Genomic DNA, 14,038 nt, shown 5'->3' on the forward strand with positions numbered 1-14,038 from the left:
GTTTAGGATCTGCAGGTTTTAACTGCTTACCTGTTTTGGGGTCAAATACCCCTATATGTTGACCATCACTGGCGCGATATCCTTCCAGCTCGCCATGCTAATTTCAATCCCATAATCTTATCTACCTTATAGAAATTTTTTTGATATTGCGTTTAGGATCTGCAGGTTTTAACTGCTTACCTGTTTTGGGGTCAAATACCCCTATATGTTGACCATCACTGGCGCGATATCCTTCCAGCTCGCCATGCTGTGAATCCCACTCATAGATCCTTCGCCCTTTATCACCTTTCCAGCGATTACGTTTGCCTGCTCCACCTTGTTTAGGTGTTTTACCTTGAACGGGCTTAAGGATGCCCAATCCTTTAATATCTTCAGCTCTTGGTGCTGGGTGATAACTATGGCCGCGCTCTTTTACGCCTTGGCGAGGTTTATCTTTCTTTCCTGTCGATAAATAAATTGGTTTTATTCCCAATTCCCATGGAAACACCAAAATTATAGGCTCTTTTAGCGAAGACTGTTCTTTCTCACTTTCTGTAAAAAAAAGTAGGTGCATCTAAAGGTAAAGTATTAAACCTAGGAATATCATATATCTTACCAGGTAGATATTTATGTCTTTCTGGCTGAGGTAATGCAGTCCCCGTTAAGATCTCCGCACTACCAATCTGAACTATTCTTTCTTGTTTCTTATTTGGTAAAGTATAAGCAAAAATACCTTTCTCAACCGTTTTTCTTGCTTCAACTACACGAGTTTTAACTGGTGTATTCGTTTTGACTAATTCAATTTGTTTCGTCCCATTAACAATCTGTTCAATTACAGTTGCCGAAGTATTAATGATACCTTTTTGCCTTGCTATATCTCTCAGTTGTGTTTCTTTGGGAATATTTAATTTCAGTCCAGTAGCAGTAAGCGCAGTTTCTTTATTTTTAGGGTATTCTTGATAAATCATTGGAGGGTATCTATCACTCCCGATACCAACGGGAGGAGAACACACCATAAGAAAATCTCTCTTCTTCAAAGAGCCATATTAAGCGTAACCACACAAGTTATTGGCTAATCATGTTCTCTTTCCATGAAAGAGTATTCTTAATAAATAAGGTGTTACCTTCGCTCAGCCATAACGCTCAGGTGAAATTTTAGCTTGTAGCTGTGTGCCTAACGGTAATGTGAAACTTTCACTTAATAAAAAATAACGCTTATCTTTATCACAAATTAAAAGAAGGTAATTTGCCCTTATCTTCTTTTTTATTTTAAATAAAACAGTTTATTTAATAAGAATTATCTTATTAATAACTCAATGAGAATTTATTGATAAATTCATTTTATTTTTTAGAAGAATACAGAAAGAGAGTAATGAAGATTTGATATTAGGGAGTATTGTTTGAGATAAAATTTGTTTTTAGAATGTCATAAATAATGAGTAACGATAAAAAAGAGTAAGTCCTTTTTACTCTTTTTGTTAAATAACTTTCTCGTACAAAAATGATCCTGACTCTGACTTTTTATGGTAATTGCTTAACCTATCATTCATTATTTTTATTGGGTCACAAAAATTAAGTATTCTATCAAATAATGTTAACTGAGGTTGCGCTAATAAACATAAACAAGCTTGAGCCCCCACTTCAGTCACTAAAAAAAAGAGCGGTTTCGTCTTCTTCTTTTAATGAAACTTCTACCACTTGCGATAAATAAGGGTTGATTTGATTATTGTTAACTTCAAAATACCAACTCTTAGGCATCAGTGGCTTTAAAAAGCGATGGGCTATTAATGCATTTAAAGCTAATTCAGCTCTTGATTCTGATGGCATATCTATTTGTCGAATTTGCTCATCGTATCCATAATAAAGAGCTGCATCATCGACGGTAAAAGATGCTGATTGCCGAGCACTCTCACTCAACATTTTGCTTGAAAAGCGGGAACGAAAAACCATACCATTTGCTAAATCAAGCATTAATTTTTGTTGCTCAACATCAAAATACCAACGCCAGCGATCATCGGGTTTTATTATCACTAATTAATCCCCCTTAGATTCATTCCCTGTTTTATACTCTGATAAACAATCAAAATTAAATGACCTAAATAAAATATTTAATATCACCTAACAAAAACAGGATTCATTTTACTATTAATTAAGCACAATCAGTGCAATTTAATAAAAAATAACCAACTAGAGGCAATATAAACGAGTTAAGGGCAGAAGAAAAGCCCCTAACTCATTATTAAATGTATTTAGATATGATTAATTATAGATTTGATAAGTGCAGGACCTTGATAAATGAATCCTGAATAGACTTGAATAAGAGAAGCACCTGCATCCATTTTTTCTCTGGCTGCCGTTAATGAATCAATCCCACCGACACCAATAATAGGTAATGCACCTTTTAATTCTTCATTTAATTGGCGAATGATTTGTGTACTTTTTTGATTGTACAGGACGACCACTTAATCCCCCAGCTTCATTGCAGTGATCTAATCCACTCACTAATGATTTATCTAATGTGGTATTTGTCGCAATAACACCATCAATATGATGACGGACTAAGCTATCTGCAACTTGGATTAATTCTTCATGTGTTAAATCAGGTGCAATTTTAACAGCAACAGGAACATATTTTTGATATTTACCCTGCAACTCTAATTGCTTATTTTTAATTGCTGATAGCAGATCGTCTAATGCTTCACCATATTGTAGTGTACGTAAACCCGGGGTATTTGGTGAGGAGATATTGATTGCGATATACCCCGCATGAGCATAGACTTTTTCCATACAAATCAGATAATCATCTTTACCTTGCTCTACTGGGGTATCTTTATTTTTACCAATATTAATACCCAGTACGCCACCATAACGAGATTGTTTTACATTTTCAATTAAGTTATCGACACCAAGGTTATTAAAGCCCATTCGGTTAATTAAACCTTCTGCTTCCACTAAGCGGAATAAACGAGGTTTATCATTTCCCACTTGAGGACGTGGTGTCACTGTACCAACTTCAATAAAACCAAATCCCATTGCACCCAATGCATCTATGCAATCACCGTTTTTATCAAGACCGGCAGCAAGACCAAGTGGATTTTTAAATGAGAGTCCCATACAGGAAACAGGTTTAGAAGGAAGTGACTGCTGAATAAGAAATTGAAATGGGGAATGAGATAAACGTTTTAACTGGCGGAAGGTAAAATCATGGGCACGTTCAGGATCTAGCCGAAACAATGCCTTCCTGACTAAGGAATAATACATACGATCTCCATTGAGAATATCGGGTATTAGGAATGATATGTCTACGACAATTTAAGCGTCGTGCATCATATAGATAAAAGCACGAAAAGTAAACGTTTCAGTTTAACAATTCGTCATAAAAATCCCCAGACTCTGCTGGGGATCTAGTTATTTTTCTGATTTTATACTATCTACTCACTCATAAAGTGATATAAAACGTAATATTAATCAGCTAACGCCTTGGTGATTTTCTCATATAAATCACCTGATAAATTCTCAAGCTCTTTCAGTTTTAATAACTCTGCACGCATTTTTTCTTGACGTGTTGCATCATAACGTTTCAAGCGAATAAACGGTTCAATAAGGCGTGATGCAACTTGTGGGTTACGGCTATTTAAATCAGTCAGAATTTCTGTCAATAATAAGTAACCAGAACCATCTTCAGCGTGGAAAGCGACTGGATTATTATTAACAAACGCACCAATTAATGCACGAGTGCGATTAGGGTTTGCAAGTGTAAATGAGCGATGAGATAACAGACTCCGTACTTTCTGTAATACATCTGCTGCTGGGCTCATGGCTTGTAAACTAAACCATTTGTCCATCACTAAACCGTCTTGATGCCATTTGTCGTCGAACTCTTGTAATAGAGTATCTTTGCAAGGTAACTGAGCCATTACAGCGGCATTAAGTGCGGCAAGTGCGTCGGTCATGTTATCACTGTTGTGATATTGTACATCAACAAGCTGATTACCCGTTTGCTCATTTTCAACCGCTAAATAAGCTAGACAAACATTACGTAAATCACGCTTTGCAATATCATCATGATTAACACGATAAGCACCAATATGCATTGAATGATAAACAGCAGAGAACTCATCAGCCATTTCAGTTGCGAGTGTTTTACGAATAAAACCAAGTGCTTTATGGATAGCAACAGGATCAATAATGCTAAATGATTCACCTGCTTCAACATCTGTTGGTAATGTCAGAATAAGTGCCGCTAATGCGGGATCGATATCTTTATCAAGTAATACGGCACGGAAAGCATCAACCACCATTTCAGGCAGAATGCAGGTTTCCCCCTTTTGAACTCGAGCAACATTTTCTTTTATATAGCGACCTAATAATGCTTGAGCTGCATCCCAACGTGAAAATGCATTACGTGCATATTTCATTAAGAAAGAGAGTTGCTCATCCGTAAATGGATAGTCAAGTTTTACAGGTGCTGAAAACTCACGTAATAAAGATGGGATCGGTTGTTCTGGCACATCGTCAAAGACAAACTGCTGTTCTTCACGTACCACATTCAATACATTAGAAATAGTTTGACCTTGCGAGCGCAGTGGGATCACATTGCCTTTGGTATCGTACAATTCAATATCTAATGGAATATGTAATGGCTGTTTTTCAGTTTGATCGGCTGTTGGTGGCGTCATTTGACGCACAGTTAACGTATATTGCTTTTTATTGGCATCATAACTATCACGAACAGTCAGTTGTGGCGTCCCTGATTGACTATACCAACGACGGAATAAGGTAAGATCAACATTAGAAGCATCTTCCATTGCCTGAATAAAATCATCGCAAGTTGCAGCACTGCCGTCGTGACGATGAATATACATTTGAATACCCGCTTGGAATTGCTCTTCACCTAATAAGGTGTGGATCATTCGGATCACTTCTGAACCTTTTTCATATACGGTTAAAGTATAGAAGTTGTTCATTTCGATCACACTATCAGGACGAATTGGGTGTGCCATAGGGCTTGCATCTTCTGCAAATTGAGCCGTGCGCATCACTCGTACATTATTGATACGATTAACAGAACGAGAGCCTAAGTCAGAGCTAAATTCTTGATCACGGAAAACGGTTAAACCCTCTTTTAGGCTTAACTGGAACCAATCTCGACAAGTAATACGGTTACCTGTCCAGTTATGGAAATATTCATGACCAATAACAGACTCAATACCTAAATAATCTTTGTCAGTTGCTGTTTCACTTTTCGCGAGCACATATTTAGAGTTAAAGACGTTCAGCCCTTTATTCTCCATCGCTCCCATATTAAAGAAATCAACAGCCACTATCATATAGATGTCGAGATCGTATTCTAAATTAAAGCGAGATTGATCCCATGCCATCGCATTTTTTAATGATGTCATTGCCCAATCTGCACGATCTAAATTACCTTTATCAACAAAAAGCTCTAAAGCAACTTCACGACCGCTTTTGGTGATAAAAGTATCTCGTAGTACATCAAAATCACCCGCTACCAACGCAAATAAATAACTTGGTTTTGGATGTGGATCTTCCCATGTTACCCAATGGCGACCATCATCCAATTCACCTTGTGCTATACGGTTACCATTGGATAATAAATAAGGATACTGTTTTTTGTCTGCGGTGATTGTCGTGGTGTAACGAGCTAATACATCAGGTCTATCTAAATAGTAAGTAATATGGCGGAAACCTTCAGCTTCACATTGTGTACATAATGCATCACCAGAAACATACAATCCTTCTAACGCGGTGTTAGCCGATGGATTAATGTTATTAACAATTTTTAATGTAAATTGCGCTGGTAGTTGTTCAATGATGAGTTTGCCGTTTTCTTCTTTATAGTGTGTCCAAGCTACATCATTCACTGCAATTGATTTTAATGTTAAGTCTTCACCATCTAACACTAATGCTGTCGCATCTGCGTTTAGACGTTTACATTGGCTTATCGCTGTAACCTGGGTATTTTCTTTATCTAAGATAAAATCAAGATGTAAATCGGTGATTGTGTAGTCAGGGGCACGATAATCTTTGCGAAATTTCGCGATTCTTTGTTGTGTCATAGAAAAAACCTTTTAGTTAACACGACTATTTAACAGTTATATTGCCAAAGCTTACTCGTCAAAAATCTGTTTAGCCAGTCGAATATTCAATTGAAAACATTAAAAGTCAACAGAATGTTAATACTTTATTAATACATGTAATCAATTTATTTGGTAAATGATGCTAATATACTCCCAAATTATGTTTAACGTGGTAAACTCATCTAAGTTTTACAGCTTGTTTTTATGTTGCAGAGAAATATTATTGAATAGTGACGCATTGTCATCATATTCGGGTATACTCTCCAACCTTAACGATTTAGCAGACATAAAAACGCTCCGTGAGGATGCTTGACGCGCTATGATTTTAGACGCTACACCGATTATTACATCACTGTTGGATACCGATGCATATAAGCTCCACATGCAACAAGCGGTTTACCACCATTATAGTGATATTCCTGTCGTTGCTGAGTTCCGCTGCCGGAGTGATGAACGTCTAGGTGAATATGCAACAACCTTACGCCATCAAGTTAACATGATGGCAGACTTGTCATTAACGAATGAAGAGTTTGACTATCTTCAGAGTCTCCCCTTTTTCAAAAATGACTATCTGCACTGGTTTAAGCATTTTCGCTTTAAACCAGAACAAGTCCAAATTTCAACAACACCTGAAAACCAACTGACGATCAGAATAACGGGGCCTTGGCGCGAAGTCATTCTATGGGAAGTTCCTTTGTTGGCTTTAGTGAGTGAAATTGTACATCGTGTTCGCTCTCCTCAAATCACGCCTGATGATGCAGTTAATCAACTACGTAAGCTAATTGATATCTTCTATCATGATGCAGCAGAGCAACAGATTGACTTAGCTGATTTTAAATTGATGGATTTTGGTACTCGTCGCCGTTTCTCTTATGATGTACAGCGCGCCATTGTGGATGAGCTGAAAAATCATTTCCCTTATCTTATTGGTACAAGTAACTACCATTTAGCTGAACGTATGCAATTAGCCCCAGTAGGAACACAGGCTCACGAGTGGTTTCAAGCTCATCAGCAGATTAGCCCTGAGCTAGCAAATAGCCAACGCGCAGCCTTGCAATCTTGGTTAGATGAATATCCAGACCAATTAGGTATTGCATTAACAGATTGCATTACAATGGATGCGTTTTTGCGTGATTTTGATAAAACCTTTGCCGAAAGTTACCAAGGTTTACGTCACGACTCTGGCGATCCGATTGAATGGGGTGAAAAAGCGATCGCGCATTATGAAAAATTGGGTATTGATCCAATGAGTAAGGTATTAGTCTTTTCTGATAGCCTCGATTTTCAAAAAGCACTCGTACTTTATAAGCATTTCCATAAGCGTATTCGTCTAATTTTTGGTATTGGCACTCGACTCACGTGTAACATTCCTGAAATAACGCCTCTTAATATTGTGATTAAGCTGGTGGAGTGTAATGGTAAACCCGTTGCTAAATTATCAGATAGCCCCGGTAAAACCATTTGTGACGATAATGATTTTGTTGACAAGCTACGTAAAGCCTTTGACGTTCCTCTTGTTAAACAAGCCTGTTAATTAACTCAAAATTCTTCATTAATAAAAGAAAGGGTAATATTTGCCCTTTCTTTTGTCATCTCTCACCCATAACACCTACTCTTATCAATATTTCATCTATTTTTATCAATTTATTTTATACAAAAGCTTTTCTCTTCTTTATTGACTCTTTAAACTAAAATTTCCTACTTGTTTCCTGCGCTATTGCAAGTAACATAGAAAAACTGTCCGACAGGGGCAGAGTGAATTAACCAAACAATTATTTTAATTAAACGAAGAGAGATTTATTTATGATCGTTGCGCCTGTAGTCGACGTACTGCAAGGCCGTATCGCGGTTGGCGAAGACGTCACCGTTCGCGGTTGGGTACGTACAAGAAGAGATTCAAAAGCTGGTATCTCATTCCTTACCGTCTATGACGGTTCCTGCTTTAATCCAGTACAGGCCATCATTAATAATAATTTACCGAATTATCAAGATGAAGTGCTGCACTTAACCACAGGCTGTTCTGTGGAAGTCACCGGTAAAATTGTTGAATCTCCGGGCCAGGGACAGAACTTTGAAATTCATGCCACCCATGTTGTTGTGGTAGGAATGGTCGATGATCCGGAAACTTATCCGATGGCCGCCAAACGTCATAGTATTGAGTACCTACGTGAAGTTGCTCACCTTCGTCCTCGTACTAACTTAATTGGTGCAGTTGCTCGTGTTCGTCACACATTAGCACAAGCACTACATCGTTTCTTCGATGAACAAGGCTTCTTCTGGGTTTCTACGCCACTGATTACAGCGGCTGATACCGAAGGTGCAGGTGAGATGTTCCGTGTCTCTACACTTGATATGAACAACCTACCACGCACAGATAAAGGCGACGTTGATTTTAGTGAAGACTTTTTTGGCCGCGAAGCGTTTTTAACGGTTTCTGGTCAGCTAAATGGTGAAACTTACGCCTCTGCATTAAGCAAAGTGTATACTTTCGGTCCAACCTTCCGAGCTGAAAACTCAAATACCAGTCGTCATCTCGCTGAATTTTGGATGGTAGAGCCTGAAGTCGCATTTGCTGATCTTAACGATATCGCAGCCCTTGCTGAAAAAATGCTGAAATACACCTTTGCAGCCGTATTAGCAGAGCGTAAAGATGATATGGAATTCTTTGCACAACGTGTCGATAAAGACGCAATTACACGCTTAGAGAACTTTATCACCTCTGACTTTGCTCAAATCGATTATACCGATGCGGTCACTGTGCTTGAAAACTGTGGTGAGAAATTTGAAAACCCTGTTTATTGGGGTGTTGACCTCTCTTCTGAGCATGAGCGTTATCTTGCAGAGAAACACTTTAAAGCACCTGTTGTGGTGAAAAACTATCCGAAAGACATTAAAGCATTTTATATGCGTATGAATGAAGATGGTAAAACAGTTGCAGCAATGGACGTGTTAGCACCAGGCATCGGTGAAATCATCGGTGGTTCTCAGCGTGAAGAGCGTTTAGATATGTTTGATAAACGTTTAGACGAAATGGGAATGAGTAAAGAAGACTACTGGTGGTATCGCGACCTACGTCGTTATGGCACTGTACCCCATTCAGGATTTGGTTTAGGTTTTGAACGTTTAGTTGCTTATGTGACCGGCGTTGCAAACGTTCGTGAAGTTATTCCATTCCCACGTACACCAAGAAATGCAGATTTCTAATTTAGTGATTAATTAGTATTCAACTGGAAATTTACATTGCTGTTTTATTGTGCTCGTTTTACTTAAGTGAAGAAGCCAACCTCAAGGTTGGCTTTTTTTTATGCATGGCTGTTATTTGATACAAAAGTTCCCCCAAATACACACTTTGAAATACATAGTTACAATTTGTTACACTTTTTTCGTTTTTGTAGCAAATTGGGGGTAGATAAAATTTTTTACCAATGGAACACTGTCACCCGACACAGACGACACTTAACTCTCATAAATAGTTCCATAAAAATTAAGAAACTATTTCTGGCAGTGGCAAAGGTGTCTGAATAACACCAATGAGGGTAATAATAATGATGAAGCGCAATCTTCTTGCAGTGGTAATCCCAGCTTTAATGTTTGCTGGTGCAGCAAACGCAGCTGAAATGTACAACAAAGACGGCAACAAAGTAGACATCTACGGTAAAGTTGACGTTCGTCATTACTTCGCAGATTCTGATACAAATAGTGATCACGAAAGCGGTGACGCTTCACGTGCTCGTATCGGTTTCAAAGGCGAAACTCAAATCAATAAAGATTTAGTTGGTTTTGGTCGTTTCGAGTATGAAATCAAAACTAATACTACTGAAAGCGAAAACTCATCTAAAACTCGTTTCGCTTACGCTGGTTTTAAATTCGCTGACTACGGCTCATTAGATTATGGTCGTAACTACGGTGTAATTTACGACACCAACGCATGGACAGACGTTCTGCCTTTATGGGGCGGTGACTCAATGTCTCAGTCTGATGTTTATATGACTGGTCGTACTACTGGCGTTCTGACTTACCGTAACACTGATATGTTCGGTTACGTTGATGGCCTGAACTTTGCTCTGCAATACCAAGGCAAAAACAACGAAAACACCAACAATAGCAGCAAACGTATTGATACAGCTAAAGCTAATGGTGACGGTTTCGGTTTCTCTACATCTTACAACTTAGGTTGGGGTGTAACACTGGGTGGTGGTTACTCTAACTCTGCTCGTACTAACTGGCAGGAACACCACAGCAGCGCAACTGGTAAAAATGCAGAAGCATGGAACTTTGGTGGTAAATTCGCAGCTAACAACGTTTATTTAGCGGCTATGTACGGTGAAAGCCGTAACATGAACTACTACGGTAAAGGCACTATCGCTAACAAAACTCAAAACATCGAGTTAACTGCACAATATGACTTTGTTGATTTAGGTCTGAAACCATCTTTAGGTTATGTTCAATCTAAAGGTAAAGATCTGAACAATGGCGTTGGTGGTCTGAAAGACAACGATCATGATTTAGTTAAATATATCTCTGTAGGTTCATTCTACAAATTTAACAAAAACATGACTGCAGTTATTGATTATAAAATCAACCTGTTAGATAAAGATGACTTCACTAAAGCTTACGGCGTTGCAACTGACAACGTAGTTGGTTTAGGTCTGACTTATCAGTTCTAATTACCGCTTTAGGTAATTAAACAGTCAAGTTAATAATTGATTTGAAAAGCAACACTTCGGTGTTGCTTTTTTATTTGCACAAATTTAACACTCCTTCTCTCCCCCCTTTCCCTTATCTTTTTATTTACCCCTAAATTAATCACACTTAATTAGCTTCTCTATTGTGATAACACGCTCTGTGATCCCCCATTTTTGAAATATTTAAAAGTTTATCATACTAAACAATTATGTCTTTTTAGTGATTTATTTTTACATGTTAATATAATCACAGGATATTCACTTATTTACATCTTGTTTTGCTATTTATTCTCACTTAGTTCACAACTTCTTGTTAATTTCTCTACAAACAGTTGGCAAAAAGGCCTCATAGCGTTACTCTTGATACTCATATTTCGGCTTCGTTTTGAGCTTAGGGAACAATTACACTATGTTTGAGAAAATCATTGCTGCACCAGCCGATCCTATTCTAGGTTTAGCTGATAGTTTCCGTTCTGATCCTCGTGAAAACAAAATTAACTTAGGGATTGGTGTTTACAAGGATGAAACAGGCAAGACCCCTGTTTTAACCACGGTTAAGAAAGCAGAAAAATACCTGTTAGAAAACGAAACCACTAAAAATTACCTTCCTATTAGCGGTATCCCTGAATTTGGCAATGTAACACAAGCACTTCTGTTTGGTGAACAACACCCTATTATCACTGAAAAGCGCGCACGCACAGCACAAGCTCCAGGTGGCACAGGTGCTTTACGTATTGCTGCTGATTTTATTGCTCAGCAAACCACAGCAAAACGCGTTTGGATAAGCAATCCAACTTGGCCTAACCATAATAATATTTTCCAAACAGCAGGTCTTGAGATCTGTCATTACGATTATTATGATGCTGAAAATCATGGGTTAGACTTTGATGGTATGTTAGCAAGCCTTGAAAATGCACAAGCGGGTGATGTTGTTTTGTTCCACGGTTGCTGCCATAACCCAAGTGGTATTGATCCAACAGAAGAGCAATGGCGCCAATTAGCAGCACTATCAGCAGAAAAAGGTTGGTTACCTGTTTTTGACTTTGCATACCAAGGTTTTGCACGTGGTCTTGAAGAAGATGCGCAAGGCTTACGCCTCTTTGCAGAAAAGAACCCGGAGCTTATTGTTGCTAGTTCATATTCTAAAAACTTCGGTCTCTACAATGAACGTGTAGGTGCATGCACGATTGTTACCAAAGACAGTGACACTGCTGAGAAAGCTTTTAGCCAAGCAAAAGCCATTATTCGTGCTAACTACTCTAACCCACCAGCACATGGTGCTTCAGTGGTTACAACTATTCTTTCTAACCCAGAGTTAAAAGAAGAATGGATTGAAGAACTGACAACCATGCGTGAACGTATTCAGCGTATGCGTCAACTGTTAGTCACCACATTGCAAGAAAAAGGTGCTAAGCAAGACTTTAGCTTTATTATTGACCAAAATGGGATGTTTTCATTTAGTGGTTTAAATAAAGAGCAAGTTGAACGTTTACGTGCTGAATACGGTATTTATATCGTAGGTTCAGGGCGTATTAACGTTGCAGGCTTAACCCTTGAGAATATGGTTCCACTGTGCGAAGCCATTGTTGCCGTACTCTAATTACCTTTTAAAGTGTCATTAAGATAAATGCCACATTTTAATAATGATAATGTGGCATTCTTATTTAGAGTCATCAAACAAATCACATTTTTACTCATAAAAAAAGCGCTTTATAATAAAGCGCTTTTCTTTATTTACTTATATCAGTCAGTACACAATTACCAGATTGGCATTTCATCTTGTAAAAAAGGATTATATTGGCGTTCATGCCCTAAATTAGACATAGGACCATGTCCTGGAATAAACAGATAATCATCGCCTAAAGGTAAGACTTTATTTTTGATTGAAGCAATAAGATCGGCATGGTTTCCACGCGGAAAATCGGTACGACCAATGCTTTCTTTGAATAACACATCTCCCATAGAGATAAGTTTATTTTGATGGTTTACAAAAATAATATGTCCCGGTGTATGCCCTGGGCAATGTAATACAGATAACGAAATTGTTTTACCTATTGTGACGGTATCGCCTTCATTTAACCAGCTATCTGGTGTAAATGATTTACCACAAGGAAAATTAAACATACGGCACTGTTGCTCTAATTCCTCTAATAAGAAATTATCATCTTTATGGGGACCATAGACAGGAACATGAAAATGTTCAACAATCTGAGAGGTGCCTGCAATATGGTCAAAGTGTCCGTGTGTTAATAATACTTTGGTTAATGTTAACTGGCGTTCTTCGATTTCTGCAATAAGCCTTTCGACATCGCCACCAGGATCAACAATTGCCGCTTCTTTTGTTTCATCACACCATATAAGGGTGCAATTTTGCATATAGTTTGTCACAGGTACAATGTGATACATCATCAACCACTCCACTCTCTATTAACTAATTCTCAATAGATTACCATGAGCGAACGGGTCCTGTATCAATATGCACGAAATTACTTTTCGGATAGTAACCAACGCCTCCCGCTTTCATTCTTAAAGCGACTTGACGTACTTTGGCAAGATCAGTACCGACTAAACGAAAATCCATTGCTTGTCCACGCGTGTGATAGCTCTTCTTTGCCACTCCGCTACTACTATGGCGCAGATTATTATTTGTCACTAAAGAGCGATAACCTGAAATAAGTTCAACGGGTTTATTGTTATTGAGCATCACTTGCAATAAGTAGATTTGGTCGAATAGCGCAGGATCAATGGTTTTGATTTTATTTTGACGGTAATCTCTAAAAAGGTGATTTAATTTAGCAAGTTCATGTTTATTATAACGTTTTCCATCAAAAAACTCGGCTTTAATAGTTTCACCAGTATTTAAATTATTAAAGCGAAGGATTTTTGGTTTAGGTGTAGCTAATGAAGCAAATGCATGAGTAGGCAATAACCCTAACCCCACTGCGGCCATACCAAGCCCCAGCCATTTACGGCGATGTGAATCAATAATATCCATAGTATATGCACTCAACAAATTATTTCGGGAGGAAGAACCTTTATTATGACAATATTTTTTCTCGAATTGTTTCTTATGGTTTGTATAGTATTGTAAATAACACTTCGTTTCAATTTATCGGCATTTCAAATCTTATTAATTTTATTATTTATACTAAAATCTCTTTTTATCGTTCTAATTTTAATAGAAATTTTAAAAATATTTAATCATTTATTATATTTTTTATAACCATAAGAGAATATAATCATCTTATTGATTTATATAAAAATAAAGGGTAG

Annotated in this window: 10 protein-coding genes and 2 pseudogenes; 4 read left to right on the forward strand and 8 right to left on the reverse strand. The window is 37.8% G+C overall.

Translation table 11 applies throughout. The features are described 5' to 3' along the window. From BHE89_RS19370 to pepN, 6 genes and pseudogenes are all read right to left on the reverse strand, one after another. Window positions 1-88, reverse strand: an 88-nt coding sequence (locus tag BHE89_RS19370; protein WP_286146366.1) for a colicin E3/pyocin S6 family cytotoxin, incomplete at its 3' end; no start/stop codon positions are given. Window positions 89-121: 33 nt separating this feature from the next. Continuing rightward, complete coding sequence (locus BHE89_RS19375) at window positions 122-487, reverse strand: colicin E3/pyocin S6 family cytotoxin (protein WP_353615149.1); 366 nt, start codon at window positions 485-487, stop codon at window positions 122-124. A 37-nt stretch (window positions 488-524) separates the two neighbouring features. Beyond that, window positions 525-947, reverse strand: coding sequence for a hypothetical protein (locus tag BHE89_RS19380; protein ID WP_128860738.1), 423 nt, complete (start codon window positions 945-947; stop codon window positions 525-527). 510 nt (window positions 948-1,457) lie between these two features. Beyond that, window positions 1,458-2,010: pseudogene (locus BHE89_RS19385) on the reverse strand (cell division protein ZapC). A gap of 218 nt (window positions 2,011-2,228) precedes the next feature. After that, window positions 2,229-3,240 (reverse strand): annotated as a pseudogene (gene pyrD / locus BHE89_RS19390) (quinone-dependent dihydroorotate dehydrogenase). A 203-nt stretch (window positions 3,241-3,443) separates the two neighbouring features. Next, on the reverse strand, window positions 3,444-6,059 hold the full coding sequence (pepN, locus tag BHE89_RS19395; protein WP_069368258.1) for an aminopeptidase N: 2,616 nt from the start codon (window positions 6,057-6,059) through the stop codon (window positions 3,444-3,446). 340 nt (window positions 6,060-6,399) lie between these two features. Between pepN and pncB the strand changes: the two genes are divergently transcribed. From pncB to BHE89_RS19415, 4 genes are all read left to right on the forward strand, one after another. Beyond that, entirely contained in the window at window positions 6,400-7,614 is a 1,215-nt protein-coding gene (gene pncB, locus BHE89_RS19400; protein WP_069368257.1) for a nicotinate phosphoribosyltransferase, read from the forward strand. A gap of 269 nt (window positions 7,615-7,883) precedes the next feature. Further along, entirely contained in the window at window positions 7,884-9,284 is a 1,401-nt protein-coding gene (gene asnS, locus BHE89_RS19405; protein ID WP_069368256.1) for an asparagine--tRNA ligase, read from the forward strand. Between the two features lie 341 nt (window positions 9,285-9,625). Further along, complete coding sequence (locus BHE89_RS19410; protein WP_069368255.1) at window positions 9,626-10,747, forward strand: porin; 1,122 nt, start codon at window positions 9,626-9,628, stop codon at window positions 10,745-10,747. Window positions 10,748-11,174: 427 nt separating this feature from the next. After that, a complete protein-coding gene (locus BHE89_RS19415; protein ID WP_069368254.1) occupies window positions 11,175-12,365 on the forward strand; it encodes an amino acid aminotransferase in 1,191 nt (396 codons plus the stop codon). Window positions 12,366-12,523: 158 nt separating this feature from the next. Here BHE89_RS19415 and BHE89_RS19420 read toward each other — a convergent pair whose 3' ends face one another. Both BHE89_RS19420 and BHE89_RS19425 read right to left on the reverse strand, forming a co-directional pair. Beyond that, a complete protein-coding gene (locus tag BHE89_RS19420; RefSeq protein WP_069368253.1) occupies window positions 12,524-13,174 on the reverse strand; it encodes an MBL fold metallo-hydrolase in 651 nt (216 codons plus the stop codon). A 37-nt stretch (window positions 13,175-13,211) separates the two neighbouring features. Then, entirely contained in the window at window positions 13,212-13,760 is a 549-nt protein-coding gene (locus tag BHE89_RS19425) for a YcbK family protein (protein WP_069368252.1), read from the reverse strand. Window positions 13,761-14,038 lie beyond the last annotated feature (278 nt).

It is taken from the genome of Shigella sp. FC1967, assembly GCF_001743005.1.
GTDB lineage: Bacteria > Pseudomonadota > Gammaproteobacteria > Enterobacterales > Enterobacteriaceae > Proteus.

Coding starts and splice junctions, on each gene's coding strand:
- BHE89_RS19380 (WP_128860738.1), bottom strand. CDS start 947: ATGATTTATCAAGAATACCCTAAAAATAAAGAAACTGCGCTTACTGCT.
- pepN (WP_069368258.1), bottom strand. CDS start 6,059: ATGACACAACAAAGAATCGCGAAATTTCGCAAAGATTATCGTGCCCCT.
- pncB (WP_069368257.1), top strand. CDS start 6,400: ATGATTTTAGACGCTACACCGATTATTACATCACTGTTGGATACCGAT.
- asnS (WP_069368256.1), top strand. CDS start 7,884: ATGATCGTTGCGCCTGTAGTCGACGTACTGCAAGGCCGTATCGCGGTT.
- BHE89_RS19410 (WP_069368255.1), top strand. CDS start 9,626: ATGATGAAGCGCAATCTTCTTGCAGTGGTAATCCCAGCTTTAATGTTT.
- BHE89_RS19415 (WP_069368254.1), top strand. CDS start 11,175: ATGTTTGAGAAAATCATTGCTGCACCAGCCGATCCTATTCTAGGTTTA.
- BHE89_RS19420 (WP_069368253.1), bottom strand. CDS start 13,174: ATGATGTATCACATTGTACCTGTGACAAACTATATGCAAAATTGCACC.
- BHE89_RS19425 (WP_069368252.1), bottom strand. CDS start 13,760: ATGGATATTATTGATTCACATCGCCGTAAATGGCTGGGGCTTGGTATG.